The sequence below is a fragment of the Embleya sp. NPDC008237 genome (genome assembly GCF_042956465.1).
Classification (GTDB): domain Bacteria; phylum Actinomycetota; class Actinomycetes; order Streptomycetales; family Streptomycetaceae; genus Embleya.
In genome coordinates, this window is the sequence record NZ_JBIBGL010000017.1 from 62124 (window position 1) to 85784 (window position 23661).

The 23661-nt window shown below is 70.1% G+C and carries 15 protein-coding genes and 1 pseudogene; 13 read left to right on the forward strand and 3 right to left on the reverse strand.

The genetic code is table 11. The annotated features are described in order from the left end of the window. Positions 1 to 99 precede the first annotated feature (99 nt). Entirely contained in the window at positions 100 to 792 is a 693-nt protein-coding gene (locus ACFZBU_RS35860) for a TetR/AcrR family transcriptional regulator (RefSeq protein ID WP_391587919.1), read from the forward strand. Between the two features lie 833 nt (positions 793 to 1625). On the opposite strand, the gene ACFZBU_RS35865 is transcribed toward ACFZBU_RS35860, so the two are convergent. The 3 genes from ACFZBU_RS35865 to ACFZBU_RS35875 form a co-directional block, all read right to left on the reverse strand. Next, complete coding sequence (locus ACFZBU_RS35865; protein WP_391587920.1) at positions 1626 to 2549, reverse strand: endo-beta-N-acetylglucosaminidase H; 924 nt, start codon at positions 2547 to 2549, stop codon at positions 1626 to 1628. Positions 2550 to 2695: 146 nt separating this feature from the next. Then, positions 2696 to 3622 carry a carbohydrate kinase gene (locus ACFZBU_RS35870; protein WP_391587921.1) on the reverse strand — a complete coding sequence of 309 codons (927 nt, stop codon included), beginning with the start codon at positions 3620 to 3622 and terminating at the stop codon, positions 2696 to 2698. Between the two features lie 214 nt (positions 3623 to 3836). Continuing rightward, complete coding sequence (locus ACFZBU_RS35875) at positions 3837 to 5009, reverse strand: AGE family epimerase/isomerase (RefSeq protein WP_391587922.1); 1173 nt, start codon at positions 5007 to 5009, stop codon at positions 3837 to 3839. 399 nt (positions 5010 to 5408) lie between these two features. Here ACFZBU_RS35875 and ACFZBU_RS35880 point away from each other — a divergent pair, with 399 nt between their 5' ends. The 12 genes and pseudogenes from ACFZBU_RS35880 to ACFZBU_RS35935 all read left to right on the forward strand — a co-directional run bounded on the left by ACFZBU_RS35880 (position 5409) and on the right by ACFZBU_RS35935 (position 23568). Beyond that, complete coding sequence (locus tag ACFZBU_RS35880; RefSeq protein ID WP_391587923.1) at positions 5409 to 6503, forward strand: LacI family DNA-binding transcriptional regulator; 1095 nt, start codon at positions 5409 to 5411, stop codon at positions 6501 to 6503. 421 nt (positions 6504 to 6924) lie between these two features. Next, complete coding sequence (locus ACFZBU_RS35885; RefSeq protein WP_391587924.1) at positions 6925 to 8223, forward strand: ABC transporter substrate-binding protein; 1299 nt, start codon at positions 6925 to 6927, stop codon at positions 8221 to 8223. A 73-nt stretch (positions 8224 to 8296) separates the two neighbouring features. Continuing rightward, a complete protein-coding gene (locus ACFZBU_RS35890; RefSeq protein WP_391587925.1) occupies positions 8297 to 9172 on the forward strand; it encodes a carbohydrate ABC transporter permease in 876 nt (291 codons plus the stop codon). Positions 9173 to 9342: 170 nt separating this feature from the next. Beyond that, entirely contained in the window at positions 9343 to 10146 is an 804-nt protein-coding gene (locus ACFZBU_RS35895) for a carbohydrate ABC transporter permease (RefSeq protein ID WP_391587926.1), read from the forward strand. 75 nt (positions 10147 to 10221) lie between these two features. Further along, positions 10222 to 11544 (forward strand): glycosyl hydrolase, encoded by a 1323-nt coding sequence (locus tag ACFZBU_RS35900; RefSeq protein ID WP_391587927.1) that lies wholly within the window; start codon positions 10222 to 10224, stop codon positions 11542 to 11544. Between the two features lie 81 nt (positions 11545 to 11625). Further along, entirely contained in the window at positions 11626 to 14673 is a 3048-nt protein-coding gene (locus ACFZBU_RS35905; RefSeq protein WP_391587928.1) for an alpha-mannosidase, read from the forward strand. A gap of 157 nt (positions 14674 to 14830) precedes the next feature. Beyond that, positions 14831 to 14998 (forward strand): hypothetical protein, encoded by a 168-nt coding sequence (locus ACFZBU_RS35910; RefSeq protein WP_391588062.1) that lies wholly within the window; start codon positions 14831 to 14833, stop codon positions 14996 to 14998. Continuing rightward, a pseudogene (locus ACFZBU_RS35915) lies at positions 14997 to 15155 on the forward strand (AraC family transcriptional regulator); the annotation flags it as partial. The gene ACFZBU_RS35910 and the pseudogene ACFZBU_RS35915, both read left to right, overlap by 2 nt. A gap of 824 nt (positions 15156 to 15979) precedes the next feature. Further along, positions 15980 to 16363 carry a CU044_2847 family protein gene (locus ACFZBU_RS35920; protein ID WP_391587929.1) on the forward strand — a complete coding sequence of 128 codons (384 nt, stop codon included), beginning with the start codon at positions 15980 to 15982 and terminating at the stop codon, positions 16361 to 16363. A 36-nt stretch (positions 16364 to 16399) separates the two neighbouring features. Continuing rightward, a complete protein-coding gene (locus ACFZBU_RS35925) occupies positions 16400 to 20647 on the forward strand; it encodes a trypsin-like peptidase domain-containing protein (protein ID WP_391587930.1) in 4248 nt (1415 codons plus the stop codon). A 436-nt stretch (positions 20648 to 21083) separates the two neighbouring features. Beyond that, positions 21084 to 22010, forward strand: a complete 927-nt coding sequence (locus tag ACFZBU_RS35930; RefSeq protein WP_391587931.1) for a nitrilase family protein — start codon at positions 21084 to 21086, stop codon at positions 22008 to 22010. A 1222-nt stretch (positions 22011 to 23232) separates the two neighbouring features. Continuing rightward, a complete protein-coding gene (locus tag ACFZBU_RS35935; protein ID WP_391587932.1) occupies positions 23233 to 23568 on the forward strand; it encodes a MerR family transcriptional regulator in 336 nt (111 codons plus the stop codon). Positions 23569 to 23661 lie beyond the last annotated feature (93 nt).

The following is a 23661-nucleotide window of genomic DNA, read 5'->3' on the forward strand; positions in this document are numbered from 1 at the left end:
AAGGCACGACGCGGATGACGAGTCAAGGGAACCCGCACCGCCCGAACCCCCTCCCCACCGCCGGCCGCACACCACCAAACCTGCCGCTACGCTGGACGGATGCCTCGCGACGCGACCGCCACCCGCAACCTGCTCATCGACGCCGCCGAGCAGGTCTTCGCCGAACAGGGCATCGGCCAGTCGAACCTCCGGGACATCCACCGCCTCGCCGGGCAGGCCAACAAGTCCGCGCTGCACTACCACTTCGGCTCCCGTGACCGCCTCCTCGACGCCGTCCTGGAACGCCACCACGCGCACGTGGACCCCCTGCGTGCCGCGCTGGTCGCACGGCTGCGCGACACTTCCGGCCCGCCCGACATCCCGGCCATCCTCGACGCCCTTGTCGCTCCGCTCGCCGCGCAGCTCTCCACACCCTCGGGGCGGAACCGCATCCGCATCGTCGACCGGATGCGCCACGACCGCGGCCTGCCGGCGGCCACCCTCATCCCCGACGACGCCGCTCCCGAACTGCACTGGCTCTTTGCCCGACTGAACGAACACCTCACCCATCTCCCCCCGGCAGTACGGGAGTTCCGGGTGCTGTCCTGGTCCGCGATGACCACCGGCGCACTCGCCGACTGGGCCCGAAGCGGCGACACCTCAGCCCCACTGGGCTTCACGACCGACGAACTCGTCGTCAACCTGGTGGCCATCGGCACCGCCGCACTCACCGCCCCCGCCCCCGGCGCGGCACCCCCGCACCCGGCGAACACGAAGACCACGCCCGCATCGCGCGCGCGGAAGAGCGGGTAGCGGCCCTTCCGGACACCGGCCGTGAGGTGACCGCCGTCGATCACGCACGGCACACCGCGGGGGCGCCACACGTCGTGGCCCCCGCACGGAGGAGGCTTCGAGCCCGGCTCGCCGACTCCCGACGGGTGGTCGACATGCAGACGTACCCGACCCTCGATCGGGCTCGGCATGGAAGTTGATCCGCACAGGAGAACCAGACCGGACGAATTTGCACGCCCCTCGACCCGACGGGCCGCCGCGCCCGGCTGTCCGTGGCCGTTGCCCTTGGCACCCCCTTACCGAGATCTCCCCGATCGACCACAAGACTCCACCCACACAGTCGACGGTCGGCGCGTCGTCGACGCGGACAGCTTCCTGCGCCCCTCGGCGAGGCTGTGCATCGCACGACCCTCGACGATCCACGTCACGAACACCGTCCACGTCGCAAACCACCAGGACGCAGGTCGCGGCCGGCGCCGCCGCGCTGCTCGTCGCCGGCCTCCCGTTCAACGCACGGTGTCGGGTGGGCGCGTGTGCGGGGGCAGGGACCGATATTCGCCGGGTTCGCAGTGGAGTCCGCGCAATTCGCCTCCGCGCGGCCCATTCGCGACTCAGGCCGTCGAACTCCGCCGGCCTCGCCGCCCTCGTGATCGACCACTTCCCGCACTCTCGCCGCATCGTGAGGGTTCGCGAATGAACGCACACACCATGTGGTCGCAGGATTCGTACCGTTCCGCGCCGTCGTGCAGGGCCGCGCCCCGACATCGTCGTCGAGGCGCGGCTTGCGCGAGTGGTCTCCCTATCGGAAGCGACGAGCCCCGAGAGTGCACCATGCGCCGGGGCGCACGGCCGCCTTACGGCGTGTAGACGGCGTCACTGCCGTACAACTCCCTGGTGAACGCGGAGACATCGGCGCTGCGATCGGTGCCGTCGAGGTTGTACGTGAGATACACGCCGTACCCCTCGCGGACGGTGCGGCGGGCGAGGCCGGCGGCCGTGCTCTGCGAGGTTCCGCCGATCTCGACGGCCGCCGGTGACAGCTTCGACTTGGGCAGGGCGATGCCGGGGACCCGCCAGGTGCCGTAGTACGGGTTCCAGGCGTAGTCGAACTTGGAGGAGATGTCGACGCCGCCGTAGGACAGGCGCGACGCGGACGGGCCGATGTTGTAGAGGCTGATGATCTTGTTCGGCATGTTCGCCCGCAGTGCCGTCACCAAGTGCACGAACGAGCTGCTGTTGGGCCGGCCGGTGCCGTTGTTGCCGTACTCGGCGTACTCGTCGTCGAAGTCGATGCCGTCCAGGCCGTACCGGGTCACGGTGTCCGACAGCTGTGTCGCGAACGCCGAAGCCGTCTGCTGCGAGGGGAAGTTGGCGAAGCCCGCGCCCTGGTGGTTGCCGAGCACCGAGAGGACGACCTTGATGCCCTTGCGCTGCAACGGTCGGACCTCGGTGGCAACGTTGTCGAGAACGCGCTGCACGTTCTCGTTGAGGTGCAGATAGGCCGCCTTCGTGTCCGTGTCGTAGTTGATGTTCGCCGCGAAGATCACGGCTACGTCGAAGACGTTGCCGCCGCCCTCGGCGAGGGTGTACTTGCCCACGTTCAGCATGCTCTGGTCGTTCACCTCGACGTACGCCACCGAGGTCGGTCCCTGCTTCATGGGGGCGGGGGCGGGGGCCGCTGACGCGCCGGTCGGGGCGGTCGCGCCGAAGGCGAGGGCCGCGATGGTCGAGAGCGCGAGCGCGGCTGTCCGCACTCTGCGCCGTAGCAGTTTCGACATGGTCGATCGATCTCCCGTCGTAGGAATCGGCGCCCGACCTGTTCGAAAGCGCCGAAGGAGCCGGTGGTGTCGCGTCGCCCGGTCGGATTCCGGGCACGCCGCACCGAAGGGGGAAGGCGATGTCCGACCCCCTGGTCGAAGGGTGCTCAGGGGCGGTGGGCCGCCACGTCGGTCGCGGTCGGCGGGTCGGCGCCCGGGCGAGCGCAGGTCAGGGCCGAGGTCAGGGATGCCTCGGCCAGTACCTGTGTCAGCAGGTTCGGGTGCAGGAGGGTGGCGGGGTCGTGGGTGCCCAGGATGCCGCGGCGGTGGAGTGCGTCGAGCATGCCCGAGGTGTAGGCGTCGCCGGCGCCGACCGTGTCCACGAGCGTGATCGGGGTCGCGGGAACGGATACGGCGCCGGTTCGGCACAGGCCGTAGGAGCCCTTCGCGCCGAGAGTGACGACCACCATGGCGGGTCCGAAGTCCAGCCAGTCGGCGGCCACGTCGGCGAAGGGGCGGGAGGGGTGGAGCCATGCGAGGTCTTCGGCGCTCACCTTGACGATGTCGGCCAGGGCGACCAGCGACTCGATTCGTGTCCGGGCCGATGCGGGATCGCCCATCAGCGACGGACGGCAGTTCGGGTCGTACGACACGCTCGTGCGCCCCTGTCCCCACTTCCATTCCCGGGCCCGTTCGACGAGCGAGCGCACGACGGCCGCGCCCGGTGCGAGCGTCGCCGCGATCGAACCCGTATGCAAACACGTGCAGTCGGTTGTCGGGAGGGTCCCGTCCGGATCCCAGGTGATGTCGAAGTCGTAGGACGCCACTCCGCAATCGTCGACCCGGGCCCGTGCGACGCCGGTCGGGCCGTCGTGCACCGACCCGGGGAGGACGGTCACCGAACTCGCCGCCAGATGCTCGGCGAGCAGGGCGCCGTGAGCGTCGCGCCCGAACGCGGTGACCAGTTGCACCGGCGCGCCGAGCCGCCCGAGTCCCACCGCGACGTTGGCCGGACTTCCCCCCGGACGCGCCACCGGGGGACCGCCGTCGGGTCGGACGAGATCGACGAGGGCTTCGCCCACCACGGTGATCACGGGCCGACCTTCCCGAAACCACGCGGAACGAGCCCGCCGCGCATGGGGGATGGGGTGACGCGCCCACCGGCGATCGAGGCCACATCCCGCACGGTCGTGCGGCTGCGGGCATGCGCAGAGGGTGTCGGATCGGTCCTGCCGGTCCTCTCGGGCGGCCGGCGCATCCGGCGTTCCTTCCCTTCCGGTTCCCCGACGCCAGGGCTCCGTGAGGGCCTCATGACGCTTGGCCCGAGCGGCCGCGGCGCAACGCCTCGGCGGGGGACGGCGCGGCCGGCAGTCGGGGCAGCAGGGTTGCCTGTACGGCGTGGTACGCGTCGGGTTTGCCGGACCACACGGTGGCCGAGGGCCGGTTGTCCGGGTCCAGTTCGTGGTGCCAGCTGCCGCGGGCCCGGTCCAGGAGGAAGACGTCGGCGTAGGTCCACCACGTTCGGTACCAGTGTTCGTAGTCGGGGTCGCCCGTCGCCCCGTACAGGGCCGAGGCCGCCATGACGGCCTCGGCGAGGACCCAGTGCATCCGCGTGCGGACGACCGGTTTCCCGTGCCAGTCCACGGTGTACACGAACCCCGCGCGGCCGTCGACGTGCCAGCCCTCGCGAACCCCGGCCGCGAACAGCGCGGCGGCGTCGTCGAGCAGCCATCCGGGCGGGTCGGGCACGCACGCGGCCAGCGAGACCAGGAGACGGGACCACTCGAACCAGTGCCCGACCGTGGCGGCGTACGGGCGGAACGGGTCGTCGGGACGCTCGCGGTTGTAGTCGTACATCGGCCGCCACGAGGTGTCGAAGTGCTCGATCAGCCGCCAGTCGTTGCCCCGGGCGTATTCGTGGACGACGCGCTCGGCGATGCGCAGCGCGCGCGTCCGCCACACCTGCTCGCCTGTCACGTCGGCCGCGGCGAGGAAGCCCTCCACGGCGTGCATGTTGCTGTTCGCACCTCGATAGGCCTCGCACGTCGTCCACGCGCGGTCCCACGACTCGACGCACGCGCCCTCCGCCTCGCTCCAGAAGCAGCGCTCGACGACGGCCAGTGCCTCGGCGAGGAGTTCGTCGGCGCCGGGACGCGCAGCAGCCGCGGCGCTCGCGGCGGCGAGGACGACGAAGGCGTGGTCGTACGCGCGTTTGTCGCTCGTCAGCGGCCGGCCGGCGCCATCGATCGACGCGTACCAGCCACGGTGCCGGCCGTCGCGCAGCAGGCTCGACAGCGCGGCGATCCCGTGGTCCACGAGCGGCGAGGTGTCGGGAACCGCGCGCAGGTGGGCGAGGGCGAAGACGTGGGTCATCCGCGCGGTGATCCAGGTGTGCACGGTGTTGTCGGGCGAGGCGACACCCACGTCGTCGAGCCGGCCGAACCCGCCGCCGGCCAGGCGCGCACCCCGCGCGAACGTCACCAATCGATCGAACTCCGCGTCCAGCCACCGCGATTGGCCGGGTGGCTCCGGCGGTCCAGGCTCCATGTCGGCCCTGCCCTCATTCTTGTCGACGCGCTGACGGCGTCGGGTGTGGGAGATCTGGCGGTTCCGGGGGTCGCGCACGGCACCTCTTGCGGCCGGCGGGGCCGAGGATGCCACCGATTCCGGGGAACCCGGCGGGGTCGCCGGGCTGGTGCGGATGAGCCGAACGTCAGATTGGCGGCTGCCATCGGGGCTGTCAACGGTTTCTTGCGCACCAATTCCCCGATGCCGACAACAGGCGAGGTGGCGGCGTTGAGGCCGTTCAACTAATTCGCTTTAGTGCGCACCGGATCAAGCGCATTACCCGGGTGATGCGGCTGGGGTAGGCTTCGCGCCATGGATGCCACGGACCCGCCGGAGCCCGGTCGGCGGAGGCCGGCCCGCCGTCCCACGATGAAGGACATCGCCCGGCGGGCGGGTGTGTCGGAGAGCGCGGTCTCCTTCGCTCTCAACGACCGTCCCGGGGTCTCACCCACGACCCGTGAGCGGGTTCGACGAGTGGCCGAGGAACTCGGCTGGCGGGCCAGCACCGCGGCCCGGGCCCTGTCCGGCGAGGGCGCGGCCACCGTGGGCCTGGTCTTGGCCCGGCCCGCGCGGACGCTCGAAGTGGAGTCCTTCTTTCTGCAACTCGTCTCCGGTATCCAGGAGTCGCTTGCCGTGCGCCACCTGGGATTGCTCTTCCAGGTGGTGGAGGACGTGGCCGAGGAGTGCGCGGTCTACCGCCGGTGGTGGGCGGAGCGCCGGGTGGACGGTCTGCTGGTCGTCGATCCGAGACTGGACGACCCGCGCCCGCGGCTGCTCGACGAACTCGGTCTGCCGGCCGTCGTCATCGGAACGCTCGCCACGCACACGCCCGCCTATCCGGGCATCTCCACGGTGTGGGCGGACGACGCGGCCGCGATGGCATCGATCGTCGGACACCTGCACGGGCTCGGCCATCACCGGATCCTGCACATCGCGGGCCTGCCCGCACTGGTGCACACCCGGCGCCGGGTGGAGTCGCTTCGGGCGCAGGCGGCCCGGCTCGGCCTGGTCGACGTCACCTCGGTGCCCACGGACTACTCCGAGGCCGAGGGCGCCGAGGCCACCCGCAGGGCCCTCGAGGCACCGCTGCCCCCGACGGCGATCGTCTACGACAACGACATACTCGCCATGGCGGGCCTCGCGGTCGCGGTCGAGAGCGGGCTGGTGGTGCCGCGGGACCTGTCCATCGTCGCCTGGGACGACTCCGTCCTGTGCCGTACCGCGCATCCGCCGCTGACCTCCCTGGTCCGCGACACCGCGGCCTACGGCCGCCATGCGGCGGAGCAGCTCCTGCGCCTGCTGGACGGCGGCCCGGCGAGCGTGGTCCCGGATCCCCTGCCCACCCTGGTGGCCCGCGGCAGCACGGCAGCGCCCTCCGGAGCGCGGCGGGTTCGACCGCGCGGTTGAGGCGGGGCCGAGGCCGCCCCGGGTCCTGTGCCGGCCGGGCCGGATCGGCGCTCCCGCGGCGCCCGTCCCCGGTGCGTCCGGCGGCCCGGGGATTGGCTCGGCGCGAATCGGCGCGATCCCCCGGCTCGTCGCCGTACGGGCTTCGCATGTTCCGGGACGGGGACCCGCGGCGGGGCTGCCCGCGCGCGTCACGGCGTGGCCCCGACCTGTCGGCGAGACGGGATCCTCCACGCCGCGTCTTGACACGCATTCCGGGGTCGTTCCATAGTTTCGTTCACCGGCTATAGCGCTTTAGTTTCTCTCCGGGTTCGCCTTGTAAATCCTGCGTCCCGTTGTGGTACGCGCTTTCTGCAGTGTTTTTCGGGCACAGCCCGGCATCCCCATGCACCGCCCTTTCGGTCCGACGAGAAAGTTGGCGCTCATGCACTTCAGACTCAAGTTCGCGGGGACGCTCGCCGCGGTCGCGGTTCTGCTGCCCCTGGCCGGTTGCGGTGTCGGCGGCGGTGACAAACGGGCCGACCACAAGACCGTCGCCACGGACACCCCGCTCAAGGGCTCGGTGACGTTTCAGACCTGGTCGCTGAAGAACGACAAGTTCACGCCCTACTTCACCGCGCTCATCGCGGACTTCCAGACGAAGCACCCCGGTACCACCATCAACTGGATCGACCAGCCGGGGGACGGATACTCGACCAAGGTCAGCAGCCAGGTGACCAGCGGCAGCCTCCCGGACGTCGTCAACCTGCCGCCCGACATCGCACATTCGATGGCCAAGGTGGGCGCACTGCTCGACCTGACCAAGAACGTGCCCACACTCTCCGCCGACTACGTCAAGAGCGGCCTGGACGCCTACACGTTCCCCGACTTCGCGAACGCCACCTACGGACTGCCCTGGTACCTCGGCACGGATGTCAGCTACTGGAACAAGACCATGCTCACCCGCAACGGGCTCGACCCCACGAAGCCGCCGAAGACCTTCGAGGACCTGGTCGCCCAGGCCAAGATCATGCACGACAAGTCGGGCGGCAAGGACTTCCTGATGAGCCGCGCGCCCGGCCTCTCCGACATCGTCAACTCCGGTACGAAACTGATGACCGCCGACGGGAAGAGGTTCGACTTCAGCACCCCCGCCGCCCAGGCGATGCTGGACCAGTACACCAAGGCGTTCGAAGCGGGCTACCTGCCGTCCAACGTGCTCACCGACACCTATGAGGGCAACTCGACGCTGTTCTCCAAGCAGCAGGTGGCGTGGACGACGGGCGCCGGCAACTACATCAACAGCCTCGCGCAGACCAATCCCACACTCGCCGCCCAGGTCGTCCCCTCGCCGTCCCTGGACACCCCACCGCTGTACGTGCAGGGCATCTCCGTCGCCGCGAAGAGCAAGAACCTGCCGCTGGCGCTGGCATTCGCCAGGTTCGCGACGGACAACGCCAACCAGACGGCCTTCGTCAAGCTTGCCCAGGGATACCTCCCCGGCACCGCCGCCGCGGCCGCCGACCCGGTGTACAGCAGGAGCGACGGCACACCCCAAGGCGACGCAACGGCCTTCGCGTACCAGGGCATGCAGCGCGCCGTGAACTTCACGCCCCCCGGGTGGACGGACGCGATGAACACCTACCTCAACCAACAGATCGCACTCGCGATGACCGGGAAGCAATCGTCCAAGCAGGCGCTCGACAACGCCGTCACCAAGGCGAACCAACTGCTCAGCGACTGACACCCGCCCCCGTGCGCCGTCGGCGGGTGCCTTCCCCCTTGCCCGTCGGCGGTCCCGGACCCATGAGGAGATCATGAGGCCCCACCGCTGGTACACGCCATGGCTGCTGGTTCTCCCCGCGTTCGCGTTCCTGGCCCTGTTCAGCCTGTGGCCGGCGGTCAACACCGGGGTGCTGTCCTTCACCAACGTCCACACCCTGACCGGCGGGCACTTCGTCGGATTGCGCAACTACCAACGAATACTGGACGACCCGCAGTTGCGGGACGCCCTGGTCAACTGTCTCGTCTACGTCGCCGTCTGCGTTCCGCTGCTCACCCTGCTGCCGCTGCTTCTCGCGTTGCTGGTGGAGCGGAACCTGCCGTTCATGGCGTTCTTCAGAACCGTCCTGTACTTCCCCGTCATCGCCTCGGCCGTGGTCGTCGCGCTGATCTGGCAGTGGCTTCTGGACGACCGCGGAATCGCCAACGGACTGGCGCAGCAGGCGGATCTGATCCACTCCGCGATTCCGTTCCTGACGGGCAGGTGGCTGCTGCTGTTCAGCGCCATCGCCCTGACGGTCTGGAAGGGCCTCGGCTACTACATGATCCTCTACCTGTCGGCGCTGGGACACGTGCGCCGCGAGCTGCACGAGGCGGCGGCGGTCGACGGCGCGGGACCGGTGCGGCGGTTCTGGTCCGTCACCGTCCCCGGGGTCCGAGGCACCATGCTGCTGGCATCGATGCTCGTGACGGTGTCGGCCATGCGGGTCTTCACCGAGCTGTACATCCTCGGCGGCAGGACCGGGGGCGTCGGCGGCCGGGACGTCTCCGTCGTCATGTTGATCCAGCAGTCCGTGTCCGGCAGCGACGGCCGAGTGGGATACGCCTCCGCGCTCAGCGTCCTGTTGTTCGTGATCACCATCGGGCCGATGGCACTTCTGGTCCTGCTCAACCGGAGGGCGGAGCGCTGAGCACCATCCACGAACACGCGGATCGGGCCGACCACGCCGATCACGTCGGCGGCACATTCGTTGCCCGCGCCACCGCATCCGGGCGCCGCCCGCGGTCGGCCGGTCCCGCGGGCCGCCGCGACCGGGGCCGGCGCTCCCGCGCCTTCGGCCGCAGTACCCCTGCCGGCCTGGTGTTCCGCTACACGACACTGCTGTTCGCCACGCTCATCACGATCGGACCGCTGTTGTGGGAGCTGTCGACCTCGCTCAAGAGCAAGAGCGAGGACGTCTACGCGGCCACGCCGCAGTTCCTGCCGCAGCACCCGACATTCGACAACTACGGCGAGGTCGCCCGCACGATCCCGGTCTGGCACTTCGCCGCCAACTCCCTGGTGGTCGCCGTCCTTTGCGTGGCCGGGAATCTGGTCGGAGCCACCTTCGCGGGATTCGCCCTGGCCCGGCTGCGGTTCCGGGGCCGGGGATTGGTGTTCGGGTTGTTCCTGTCCGCCCTGCTGCTTCCGGCCGAGGTCACGATCATCTCCCAGTTCCAGACCATCACCCGCCTGGGCCTGGGGGACTCGCTGCTGGGGGTGGCCCTGCCCGGCATGATCGGCGCGCTGAACGTCCTGCTGATGCGGAACGCCTTCCTGTCGATCCCGCAGGACATCGACGAGGCCGCGGTCATCGACGGCGCGACCGTCCTGCAGCGGATCCGTTTCGTCGGTCTGCCGAACGTCAAGGGCACGCTGGCCGTGATCGCGATCCTGACGTTCATCGGCGCATGGGACGACTTCCTGTGGCCGTTGCTGGTCCTGCAGACACCGTCCAACCTGACGCTCACCGTCGGCCTGTCCTACCTCAAAAGCACCTTCTCCGCCGATCCGCGGACCATCGCGGCCGGCGCGATGATCGCGCTGGTACCCATCCTCGTCCTGTTCGTCTGCCTGCAACGGCTCTTCTTCAAGGGCGTCGGGGAGGGCGCCGTGAAGGGCTGAGCCAGGTACCGCGCGGGTTTTCACCCATCACCCCGGCGGCCACACCGCCCCTTGCACGGAGGAAGCTTCGCGCCCATGCCCGAGTCCCGGCACGTCTTTCCAGGGTCAGCAAGGCCCGCAGCCCGCACCGCGCCGACTCCCGCGGCCACTTCGACGACACCGCGCTTCGGTGTCAACTACACCCCCAGCGTCGGCTGGTTCCACCACTGGTTGGACTTCGATCCGGACGTCGTGCGCGCGGATCTGGACTCGATCACCGCGCTGGGGATGGACCACATCCGGGTCTTCCCCCTGTGGCCGCTGTTCCAGCCGAACCGGACGCTGATCCGGCCGCGTGCCGTCGAGCAGTTGGTGGCGCTGGCGGACGCGGCCGGCGAGCGTGGGCTCGACGTGAGCGTGGACGGACTCCAGGGGCATCTGTCCAGCTTCGACTTCCAACCCTCGTGGCTCCGGACATGGCACCGGCGCAACATGTTCACCGACCCGCAGGCGCTGTCCGGCGAGGAGGAGTATCTGCGGACCCTGGCAGCGGCCCTGGCGGACCGTCCCAACTTCCTCGGCATGACGCTGGGCAACGAGACCAACCAGTTCTCCGGCGACCCGCACCCGGACCCGGACCGGATCGGCTCCGAGCAGGCCGCGGCATGGTTGGAGCGCATGCTCGAGGCATGCGAGACCGGAGCGCCTGGCCGGTTCCACCTGCACTGCTCCTACGACGCGGCCTGGTACCTGGACGACCATCCCTTCACCCCCGCCCACTCGGCCCGCATCGGGGCCGCCACGGCGGTCCATTCCTGGGTCTTCAACGGCACCGCGCAGCGCTACGGCGCGAAGTCGACGGCGTCGAACCAGCACGCCGCGTACCTGATCGAACTGTCGAAGGCATGGTCGGCCGATGCGCACCGGCCGGTGTGGCTGCAGGAGGTCGGCGCCCCGGCGCCTCACATAGCGGCCGCGGACGCCGCCGACTTCACCCGCAAGACCATCGAGAACGCTCTGGACTGCGAAGACCTGTGGGGTGTCACGTGGTGGTGCTCGCACGACATCGACCGCGCGCTGGCGGACTTTCCCGAGGTGGAATACAGCCTCGGACTGCTGACGCACCACCGGGAGCCGAAGCCGGCCGGTCTGGAGATCGCCAAGATCGTCGACGAGGTGCGCCGGCGCGGCCACGGGCCGCAGCCGCGTACCACCGCCCTCGTCCTCGACCTCCCCGACACCGTGACCGCGCGCTCGACCTGCGGCCCCGGCGGCGCGTACTTCGAAGCGTTCATGCGCCTGGCCGGAGACGGCGTGCGGCCCGCCACCGTGCTGGCCGAGCGTGTTGGGGATCAGACCCACCTGGACGCCCGAGGGATCACCGAGATCGTGAGGGTGGGGGATGTCACGGCACGTTGACCGTTGCCGACCCGCCGCCGACCGAACCCGCCCGCCCAGCCCCCGGCCACACAGCCGCCACCGATTTTTGGAGCCGCAGCGATGCATGATGACCGGTCTTTGGTCGAAAGCCGCCTCAAGCGCGTCCTGGAGGAGCGCGTCATACCCGCGATCTACCCGGAGTCGGTGCCTCTCCGGATCGGCATCTGGGTCGCGCCCGGCGAGCCGGTGCCGGTGGCCGAGGGGCTGGCCGCACCGCGGACACCCATCGAAGCCGGGGCGCAGTGGGGCGCGCCGTGGGGGACGAGCTGGCTGACCGTTTCCGGGACCGTGCCCACCGCATGGGCCGGGAAGACCGTCGAGGCGCTGATCGATCTGGGCTTCGACAAGAACATGCCCGGATTCCAGTGCGAGGGCCTCGTCTACCGGCCGGACGGCACCCCGGTCAAGGGCCTCAATCCGCGCAATCAGTGGGTACGGATCGCAGCCCCGGCGGTCGGTGGGGAAGAGGTGCTGCTGCATGTCGAGGCCGCCTCCAACCCGGTCGTGCTCGACTACCACCCCTTCCTGCCGACCCCGCTCGGCGAGAAGGAGACCTCCGGGGACGAGCCGCAGTATCGGCTCCAGCGGATCGACCTCGCGGTGTTCGACGAGGACGTGTGGAACCTGGTGCAGGATCTCGAGGTGCTCGGTGAACTCATGCTGGAACTGCCCGAGGACTCCGGGCGCCGATACGAGATCCTGCGGGCGATCGAGCGGTCGTTGGACGCGATCGATCTGCAGGACGTGAACGGCACAGCCGCCGCGGCGCGGTCGCAGCTCCTGGGGGTCCTGTCCGTGCCGGCCACCGCGTCGGCGCACCGACTGAGCGCAGTGGGACACGCACACATCGACTCGGCCTGGTTGTGGCCGCTGCGGGAGACGGTGCGCAAGGTCGCCCGGACGACAGCGAACATGACCGCACTCCTGGACGACGAACCGGACTTCGTCTACACGATGTCGCAGGCCGCCCAGTACGAGTTCGTCAAGGTGCACCGGCCGGAGGTGTACGACCGCGTGAAGAAGGCGGTCGCCGCAGGCCGTTTCGTGCCGACCGGTGGCATGTGGGTCGAGTCGGACACGAACATGCCCGGCTCCGAGGCCATGGCGCGGCAGTTCGTCCACGGCAAACGATTCTTCCTGGACGAGTTCGGCATCGAGAACGACGAGGTTTGGCTGCCGGACACGTTCGGGTTCGCCGGCGGCTTGCCGCAGATCATCAAGGCCGCAGGCAGCAAATGGCTGCTGACCCAAAAGATCTCATGGAGCCAGATCAACAAGTTCCCCCACCACACGTTCCTGTGGGAGGGGATCGACGGAACACGAATCTTCACGCACTTCCCGCCGATCGACACCTACAACTGCTCGATGCACGGCCGCGAAATAGCGCACGCGGCGCGCAACTTCAAGGACAAGGGTGTCGCCAGGCACTCGATGGCCCCGACCGGCTGGGGCGACGGCGGGGGCGGCACCACCCGGGAGATGATCGCGAAAGCCGCCCGGATGCGCGACCTGGAGGGGTCCGCGAAGGTCGTCTGGGAAAAACCCGCGGACTTCTTCGCCAAAGCGGAGGCCGAATATGCGAACCCGCCGGTGTGGGTCGGCGAACTGTACCTGGAACTGCACCGCGCGACACTGACCAGCCAGGCCAAGACCAAGCAGGGCAACCGACGCAGCGAACACCTGCTGCACGAGGCCGAACTGTGGGCCGCAACCGCCGCGGTACGAACCGGTCACGCCTACCCGTACGAGGCTTTGGACCGAATCTGGAAAACGGTGCTGCTGCATCAGTTCCACGACATCCTGCCGGGCTCGTCGATCGCGTGGGTGCACCGCGAGGCCGAGGCGACATACGCGGTGGTCGCCGCCGAACTCGACACCATCATCGATGCGGCACAGCGTGCGTTGGCCGGCGATCCGGCCTCCGGCGACGTCATCGTGTTCAACGCCGCACCGCACACGCGCGGCGGTGTCGCCCCCGGAGCCGGCAGCCGGGCCTCGGTCGGGTCGGCCGGGTGCAGTCTCTCCACGCGGGACGACGGCGGATTCGTGCTGGACAACGGACTGATCCGAGTGACCGTGGACCAGCGCGGGCTGGTGACGTCGGTCTACGACATCGCCGCCGGGCGCGAGTCGCTGGCTCCGCGACAGCCCGGCAACCTGCTCCAACTGCACCCGGACTTCCCGAACATGTGGGACGCGTGGGACGTCGACAAGTTCTACCGGAACACCGTGACCGACCTGACCGACGCCGACGAAGTGACGATCACCCTGGACACGGACGAGGCCGTGGCGGTCCGTGTGGATCGTTCGTTCGGATCCTCGAAGGCCGTCCAGACGCTCACGCTCACCGCCGGTGCCAAGCGCCTGGACATCGAGACCGAGGTCGACTGGCACGAGACCGAGAAGTTCCTCAAGTTGGCATTCCCCCTCGACATCCACACCGAACGCTATGCCTCCGAGACGCAGTTCGGACACCTCTACCGACCGACACACACCAACACGAGCTGGGAGCACGCCAAATTCGAGGCGTGCAACCACCGCTTCCTGCATTTCGACGAACCGGGTTGGGGCGTGGCACTGGTCAACGACTCCACCTACGGCCACGACGTCACCCGGACCGTGCGTGAGGACCACGGCACCACCACCACGGTGCGTGCCTCGCTCCTGCGCGCGCCGCGTTTCCCCGACCCGGAGACCGACCAGGGAACGCACCGCTTCCGGCACGCGCTGGTACCCGGCGCCGGCGTCGGCGACGCCGTCCGCGAGGGTTGCGCGATCAACCTGCCCGAGCGCCGCATGCCGGGTGATACGGAAGTCGCACCGCTGGTGGGTATGGACAACGACGCGGTCATCGTCAGCGCCGTCAAGCTCGCCGACGACAAGAGCGGCGACGTCGTCGTGCGGGTCTACGAGGCCCGAGGCGGCCGTGCCGAAACGCGCCTGACGGCGGGATTCCCCCATGCCGGCGTCGCCATCTGTGACCTGTTGGAGCGCCGGGCCGCCGACAGCGAGGGACCCGAACTCGTGGCGGACGGCGCCATCCGCCTGAAGTTGCGCCCCTTCGAGCTGGTCACCCTGCGATTCACCCGCCGCTCGACCGGTGCCTGAACCGCCGTCGAGCCGGACGGCTCCCCGAGCGTCCGGCTCGACGGTCCGCCCGGCGTCGTGCAGGTCGCGCGGCAGGCCGGATGGAACCGGCATCCGCGGCGAAGCCCGGCCGGGAGGGGTAAGGGGACCCTAAATTGCCGCCGGTATAGTGCGGTCCGTGCAGCAGGTCACGAGGTCGGGCGGTGGCCAGACGCGCGAGGTGGAGCCGCCGTATGCCGTCAGCACGTCGCGGCTGGGGCGCGAGGTGCGGCCGGGCGGTCATACGTGGGAGTCGCACCGCCACCTCGACCACGGCGACGGCGTCCAGGTGGGCCGGGCCGAGTGACGAGCTTGCCGAGACTCCGGAGCAGTCCCTGCACCTGCCCGAACCGCGCGACGACCGTCTGCGCGCCGTCACCGATCTCCTGCACGCCGATCCCGGCCGGACCGCGACCCTGGCCGAGTTGGGGCGCACCGCAGGAGCGGGGACACGCACCCTGAGTTGCCGGGATCGAGGGGCGGTCCGTGCCGCCCCTCACGGCCCGGCCCATCACACTCACCACGCCGGCAGCCTGTACCCATCGGCCCCGCAAAGCGGCGATGATGACCGTGAACGCCTGCGGGGACCGAACCGGCGACCCGCTGCGCCTGCCGCGAGCGCGAGATCGGTCTCGACGCCACCGACTCCGGTGCCTGCTCGAAGTCGTCCCGGCCACCCGGTCGAAGGTGACCACCCGGCTGCGGCAAAGCCTTCGGACTCGGGGCATCGGCCGCGCGTTCGCCGCCCGCATCCGGGCAGGTCTACGTGCCGCGGCCGCCCGCTCACTCATCGTGCGAGGTCGAGCGCCGCCGGCCGGCGAGTCACGTCGTGCATGTCGATCCGGCAGCGAGACAACCGGACCGGCCTCTCCACGACGATGGAGATTCTCTCTGCGCCACCGGGTGGTTCCCTACGCCACGCATACGTGAGCCTGTACTCGAACACGATTTTGACAACCATCGGCACCGGCACCGGCGCAAGGTGGTGTCGGTATCTGGTACATCACGCGACGGCCGTCGGTGGGGGCTTCGTTCGGGTTGTTGTGTGACCTGGCGGAAACGGGCAGTCCCGACGACTGTGCGTCGTTACGATCGCGGTGAACCTCCGTTCCGTCCGGTCGATTTCGCGGGGCGGTTTCGCCCTGTCGATTTGGAGCCCCATGTCCCTCGTTTCGACACCGCACCGCCTTCGACACCACGAGCCCTGCCTCCGAGGCAGGGGCGGCCGGTGTGCCGGGACGACCGGTGCTCTCGTGGCGTGCGCGCACCTCGACGGCGGGGTGGCGCGATGAGCGAGCGTTCGCCCTCCCACATCGTCGAAGTGCCCCTGGGCGACGGGGAAGACGTCGTCCGGGTCCAGGTGAACGAGGTCGACGAGAGCCTGGTGCGTGTCGGCCGGGGCGGTCGCTCGGTGGGGCGGGCGGAGGAGACGCTCGGGCAGATGCTGGGGGTGATCCGTCCGGTGGCGAACGCCTTCGTCGAGCAGTGCCGCCTGATGGCGTATCCGCCGGACGAGGCCACCCTGCAGTTCGGCATGTCACTGTCCGCGGACGCGAGGATCCTCATCGCCGGGTCGTCCGTCGCCGCGAACTTCTCCGTCGGCATGACCTGGCACCGACGCGACGCCCAGGCACCGCCCGCGAACGGCCCACAAGCGACGCAAGGGAACTGACCCGGAGCCGGGTCGCGTTCACGGGGGAGGCCCACGGTGGCGAAGGACGGCGGCAACGGAGCGCGGGAGCCGGGTGCGGTGCTCGTGTCGGCGGTGGTGCGGGTCAGGGGAGCGGACGGCACGATCGGCGGCGCGGGATTCCTCGTCGCCCCGGACCTGGTCCTCACCTGCGCCCACGTGGTCTCCGACGTCCTGGACCTGCCCCGCGACGCCCCCGTGCACGTCGGGGCGGAGGTCGTCGTCGACCTGCCGCTGGCCGACGACGAGGGTGACATCCCCAAGTCGCCGGCCGAGGTACTGCGGTGGGTGCCGATCCGGGCGGACCAGAGCGGGGACGCGGCCCTGCTGCGATTACGCGACGCCCTCCCGGGCGCCGTTCCGCTGCCGATGGCCGACGCCGAGAGCGTGTGGGACCACCGGGCCCGGGTGGTCGGCTTCACCGACGACCACCCCGACGGCATCTGGCACCGGGGAACCTTCAGCGGCCCCACCGGCCGCGGCTGGGTCCAACTCTCCCGCACGACCACAGAAGCGGCGCATGTCAGACCGGGTTTCAGCGGGAGCCCCGTCTGGGACGACGACCTCGGCGCCGCGGTCGGCCTCATGGTCGCCGCCCAGCCCGCGCGCGAGGCCCAGCAGGCGTTCGTCCTGCGCACCCGGGCCCTGTTGCGCGAGATCCCCGAACTCGCCCCCGTACTGCGCCCGGCGTCCCCCTTCCGGGGCCTGGCCACCTTCACGGAGGCCGACACCGAGGTGTTCTTCGGGCGCGACGACGACGTGGACAGGGTGATCGCGGCCCTGCGGGGCGATCCGCCGAGCGTCACGCTCTGCGGGCCCTCGGGCTGCGGGAAGTCCTCCCTCGCCCTCGCGGGCGTGGTGCCCGCGCTGCGGCCGGCCGGCCACGTGGTGCTGGTGGTCGACGCCGGCCGCGTCGGATCCGTCCGCGCGGCGCTGGCGACGGAGCTGTTCGCGACGGCCACCGCGGACGGTGACGGACCCGCGCCGGTCGACAGCGCCGACCGGGTGGACGCCTGGCTGCGCGAGTGGGGGCTCGTGGACGCCCTCCACCGCGCCACCGGCCGGCCCGCCGCCCGGCTGCTGGTCGTGCTCGACCAAGCCGAGGCACTGCTGAACACCCCGGAGACGGAACTCGCCGAGACGATCGCGCTGCTGTTCCCCGAACACCCGCCGGCCGGCCTGCGGATCCTGGTGACCCTGCGCGCCGACTTCATGGACGCCGCCCTGAGCCATCCGCGCCTGGGCCCCGCCCTCCGGCGCGGCACGACACTCCCGCTCACCCCGATGACCCGCGACCAGCTGCACACGGTGATCACCGAACCCCTCGCCCGCGTCCCGGCCGTCGACTACGACCCCGGGCTGGTCCGGCGCATCCTCGACGACGCGGGCGAGGAACCCGGGACCCTGCCCCTCCTCGGCTTCGTCCTGCAACAACTGTGGGAACGACGCAACGCGGGCAGGTTGCGCGCCGCAACCTACGAAGACCTCGGCGGCGTCTCCGGGGCGCTGCGCGACCACGCCGAACGGGCATGGCACGCATGCGTCGGCCTCACGAACCAAGCGGAGGCACAAAGGCTGCTGACCGGCCTGGTCCGGGTGCTGCCGGGAGCCGAGGCCCCGCTACGCCGCGCCCTGACCCGCGCGGAGGCCGGGGACGACGCCTGGGGCCTCGCTCGCGCGCTGGCCGACCACCCCCACCGCCTGCTCGTCCTCCACGGCGGCGACGGCCGGCCCGAGAGCGCGGAACTCGCCCACGAGGCGCTGATCAGGGTATGGCCGACACTGGCGGAACGAGTCCGCGCCGACGCCGACTTCCTCGCCGCGCGCGCGGAGGTGCACCACGACCTGGCAAGGTGGCACAACGCGAACCGCCCCGCCGACCTCCTGCCCGGCCCCCTCCACCTCGCCGCACTGGAAGCCAGGCTGCGCGGGCGCGAACCGGAACTGGCCCAGGACCAAAAGGACTTCCTCGCGCTCGCCCGCCGACGCCGACAGACGCGACGAATCCGGGCCCGCGTCGCGTGGATCACGCTGGCCCTGATCCTCGCCCTGGTCGCCGCCCTGGGTACCTTCCTGGCCCAACAGTCACAGGTCAGCGCCCGACGCCAGGCCGAGGGACGCTCCCGCACCCTCGCCGTGTCATCGGACGAACTCACCAACGTCGACCCCGGACACGCCGCCCTCGCTGCCCTGGCCGCCTACGAGACCGCACCCACACAGGAAGCCCGCAACGCCCTGCTGCGCCGCTACGAAGGGTTGAGGGACACGGCGTGGATCCTGTTCGGTGTCGAGGGGAAGATCCGCTCGACGGCCATGAGCACCGACGGCGCGGTGACGCTCGTGACGACCGAGACGGGCCGCGCGAGCCTGTTCGTCCGATCCACCCAGGGCAAGGTCCGACAGGAGCAACTGCGCCTGTTCGACGGCCTCGCGACGCCCGTGGTCAGTCGGGACGGGCGGCGGATCGCCTATGTCCGGGGCGTGGACGACGTGGTGGTCTGGCACGATGTGACCCCCTCGGGAAAGCGGTTGGTGGGGCCGGCGCATCCCCTTCGGGGAACCCTTCGGGAGCGCCCCGACGGCAACGAGAAGAGCATGGACTTCTCCCCGGACGCCCGTCGGCTGGTGGGGGTGTCGGCGGCGATGTCACCACTACCGGTGCAGGTGTGGGACCTGGACACGGGACAGCCGCGGACACTGCCGACCAAGATCGCCCATCTCCGACAGGTGTGGTTCGGTCCCGACGACAACACGCTGGTGGCCGGCCAGATGACGGGGTCGAACGCGGCGCCGGGCGCGATGGTGGCGATCGACATCGGCACCGGCGCAACACGCCGCTTGGCGGCGGACGTCACCCATCACCACGTGTCGGGGGACGGCGCCGTAACCGTCGTCTGCGAGCAGACCAAGACCGAACCCGGACCGTCGTTCCAAGCCCACTACCAGGCCATCGCCGTGGCGGACGGACGAATCCTGCGCCGCCACAACACCGACGACCTGTGCCGAAACGTCGCCGTCGACGCGAAGGGTGAACACGTCGCCGTGGGCACCGCCTCGTTCGACGTTTGGGAGTTCCTCGAAACCCGCGGTGACCGTCGCGCGCAGCGATTCCACGTCCCCTGGAGCGAGCCCCTGGGTCCGAAGGATCGGGCCTTGCCACTCCTCGGCACCCCACAGGATCCCATGCTGGTCACCCAACGCGAGAACTCCGTGACCGCATGGAAGACGACGAGGACGGAAGGCCTCACCGTCAACAGCCGACCGAAGCTGCTCGGCGACGGCGCCACGATGGCGATCCGCACCGGAGACCGCGACGACACCGTGAAAGTCATGGAGACCGAGGGCGCCCAACGAACCCTCGCCGAGGTCGGGATCGATGCCCGCATCCCTGCGGACGCGTCACAGAACCTCGTGGTCAACGGCACCGAAACGCTGATGGCGGACGTGTCCGACCGCAATCTGATCACCGTGCGCGCTCTGCCCTCGCTCCGCCGGGTGGGCGCATTCACCACCGCCGAGCCGCCCGCCGACCGGGACGGACAACCCGGCCTGCTCGGATACCGCTTCCTCGACGGGGATCGACTCCTCACGGTTTCCGGCACGCTCGTCGAGTACTGGGACGCCCGCAGCGCACGCCCCCTCGCGCCGCCGATCGACCTGAAAAACCTCCGGCTCACCACGAAGGACCAACCGAACTACTCCGTCAGAGGCCACCCCGACCCGAACCACGTGGTGGTCGCCGTGGCCGGCGAACCGGACATGCACACCATCGACCTGCGAACGGGCAAGGAGAACGAAAACCTGCGCGTGCACCTCACCGACGGACTCCGCGCGCCCCTGCCCCTGAGCGATCGGCGCCACGTGGCCGTGCTGACCACGGGCGACACGGTGGAACTGTGGTCGACCCCGCCCGGGAAACCGGCGAAGAAGGTGGCGGGCCCACTCGGGCCGGTGAACGACGAATCCCTGGCGGGCGGCACGGGGGGCACCGGGTTCTTCCTGGCCAACGGCAGCTCCGTGCAGTTTCTGAAGGCGGACGACCCCGAGCACCGACAGACCTACCAACTCGCGCAGAACCAACACTTCCTGGCGGCCACCAAGGACGGCAGAACACTGCTCCACGGAACGGGAGGCCACATGGAACTGCTACGCCTCGACCCCGCCCTGTGGAAGCGGCACATGTGCACCGTCCTGGGACGTGACCTCACCGACGACGAACGCACCAGCCTCCCCCACCACCTGCCGACCGAGATCTGCCCTCCGTGAACCCTCGCCCCCACGAGGGCGGTTCACCGAACTCGACGGACACGGCCGAGTCCCGTCCGGCCCGCGGCCGCCGGCGCCGAACCCACCCGCCCCCGGAGGAGCGAGAACACCGCCGGCATCGACACCCCACCCTGGGCGACGACACTTCGTGGGGTGTGGACCGGCGACACAGGGGCTGCGTCGATGCCGCGAGCGCGGGCCGCGTAGTCCGGGTCGGGAAGTGTCCGAGGATCTGTGGAAAGCGACACTTGTCGCGGACGGTCGCCTTTAGGGTTTGGGATGTGACGGGTAGTGCCGACGCGGGGCGCGGCGCTGGGGGAGTCGGGGCCGGCGACGGCCCGTCCTGGTGGGGGATCGGCCCGAAGCGCCGCGCGTGGCAGAGGAGGGCCGCTCGTGCGTCCACCCGTTCCGCAGCCGGAGAGAGGAGACGTATCCCATGCCGGAGCCGCACGTCGAGTCCGCACCGCCGCGCGCAGTCGATCGGCGAGTCAGTCCCGCCCGGATCGCCGTCGTACAGTGCGATGCGCGGGTGGGTGTCGACAACCACGAGGAAAACATCGAGCGGGGCCTGGCCCTGGCCGGGCGGGCGGCCGACGCCGGTGCCACGTTGATCGTGCTCCCCGAATTGTGCGCCACCGGATACGCGTTCGCGACCAGGGCAGAGGCGTACGCGCATGCCGAGGAGGTTCCGGCCGGAAAGACCGTCCGCCGGTGGGAGGCGTTCGCCCGCGACCGCGCCGTGCACCTGGTCGCAGGGCTCGCCGAGCGGGACGGCGTCCGGTTGTACAGCAGCGCCGTTCTGGTCGGCCCGGACGGCTACATCGGTCACTACCGCAAGACCCATCTGTGGAACACCGAGAAGTTGTGGTTCACCCCCGGAGACACGGGCGTCCCGGTGTTCGAGACGACGCTGGGACGCGTCGGTCTGCTCGTCTGCTGGGACATCTGGTTCCCCGAGATGCCGCGGCTGCTCGCCCTGCAGGGCGCGGACGTCATCTGCAGTGCCAACAACTGGGTCTGGACGCCGCCGCCGGTGTTCGATCCCTCCGGTCGGTGCATGGCGGTCTACCTGACGATGACCGCCGCCCATGTCAACAACGTGGTCATCGCCGCCGCCAATCGCATCGGCACCGACCGCGACGCACGATTTCTCGGCTGCTCGCTGATCGCGGGTACCAACGGTTGGCCGATCGGCGAGATCGCGGGGCCCGACGAGGAACGCATCCTCACCGCGGACGTCGACGTCGTGGACTCGCGTTCCGCACCGATCTGGAACGGGCTCAACGATTTGGTACGCGACCGTCGGACCGACCTCTACCACACGATGCTCGGCTACACCCAGGGCCGGGCGTTCCCGAGGTAGCGCGCTGCCCGGCGGATCGGCCTCCTCGACGTGGCCGGGAATGTGCGACACGGGCAGCCGGCACACCGAGGACCACCGGACGAAGCGGGGCGGGGCCTTCCTGCCCAACAGCCGCCGGGCGAGGCGGTGTTCGAAGCCGACGGACGGCCACGCCCCGGGATGTCGTGCGCACCCGGGCCTCGGCACCCGGACCTCCGGGGCGTGCCGTTGTGCGCGGATCGGTCGCCCGCCTGCTCCCGGTGGTGGTCATCCCGGCCCGAGCCGGACGTCCTTCGGCCGCCCGCTCACGAATCATCCGCTTCCGGCGAGGTTGCCCGAGCCTTGCATGCCTCCTTGCCCGAGCCTTCCAAGGGGAGGTCCGCGCCGCCGCAGTATCGGCGCCCCATCGCTGCTCGAAGTCGATTATCTCACCGTCGGCCACGCGAAAATCTATGCTGACCGGAGTAGACATCAGGTGGCGGTGTGGTTATGGTTTCTGTCGTAGCCCAGAGAGACGGAAGGGCCTGGCAGAGACGAACTGCCGGCCGCAGTACCCGTAGTCGTAGTACGCAGTACCCGAAGTAGCAGGTGCAGAACGGTGCGCTTGTGGAGTCCCGAAGCCAGGTTGTCGCAGGACGGCGACGGGACTGACGGCCGCACCGGGTGGCTCGCGATGATCGGGGCCGCCGGAGAGCAGTACCGCGGTTCACGCAGTGGCAATACCCGCAGTCGAGTAGGTGAGCGGTACCTCGGTGAAGGCGTCTGCTGCGGACGCGCGCACCGGGAGGTTCGGCAGTGGGGTTCCACGCCAAGCGGACGCAGGACGGGCGATCGGGGCCGGCTGCCGAAGCGTGGCGCTGTCACAGGCCACCGAGCAATACGTATCACCGGCAGTATGCAGTAGAGCAGTTGCAGTACGCAGTAACCGATAGAGCAGTACCGGCAGTACGCAGTGGATGTCACAGAGGAAACAACGAGGGAGTGGAAGCGCCATCGGGATCGCCCGGGCGGAAATTTGGTCCCGGGTACCGCAGAGGACTTCGATAGTGAGGTGGTCTCCGGTCACGAATCCGCGATCCCCGCACCCCCGACCGCGGTTCGGTCGGGTTTGCGGTAACAACGGGCCGGCGCCGTGTCAGGGCCGGCGGATGGTGTAGCAGTTCCTTCGGGGCCCTGGTGCCAACGGCACCAGGGCCCCTCCACATGCCCCACGGGCGACACACACGCACGACAGAGAGGTGCCATGACAGCAGACAACCCCGACCGTCTCGACGACGACCACTACCCCGCCTACACCACCGGCCGGGCCGCCGAACTCCTCGGCACCACACCGAGTTTCCTGCGCGCCGTCGAACAAGCCCGGCTGATCACCCCGCAGCGCTCCGCCGGCGGACACCGCCGCTACTCCCGCCACCAGCTGCGCATCGCCGCCCGCGCCCGGGAACTCGTCGACCGCGGGACCTCCATCGAGGCCGCCTGCCGCATCGTCACCCTCGAGAAGCGACTCGAGCAGGCCCGGCGCGTCAATGCCGCACACCGCCCCACGCTGGAATCGGCGAGCTCCACTGCCGTTGCCTGAGACGACCCGGATCCGCAACCCGCAGAAGTCTCGCGGCTGTCGCCCGCACATCCGCCCAGGACGCGCGGCGTTCCGGGTGATCTTCGCCCCTCG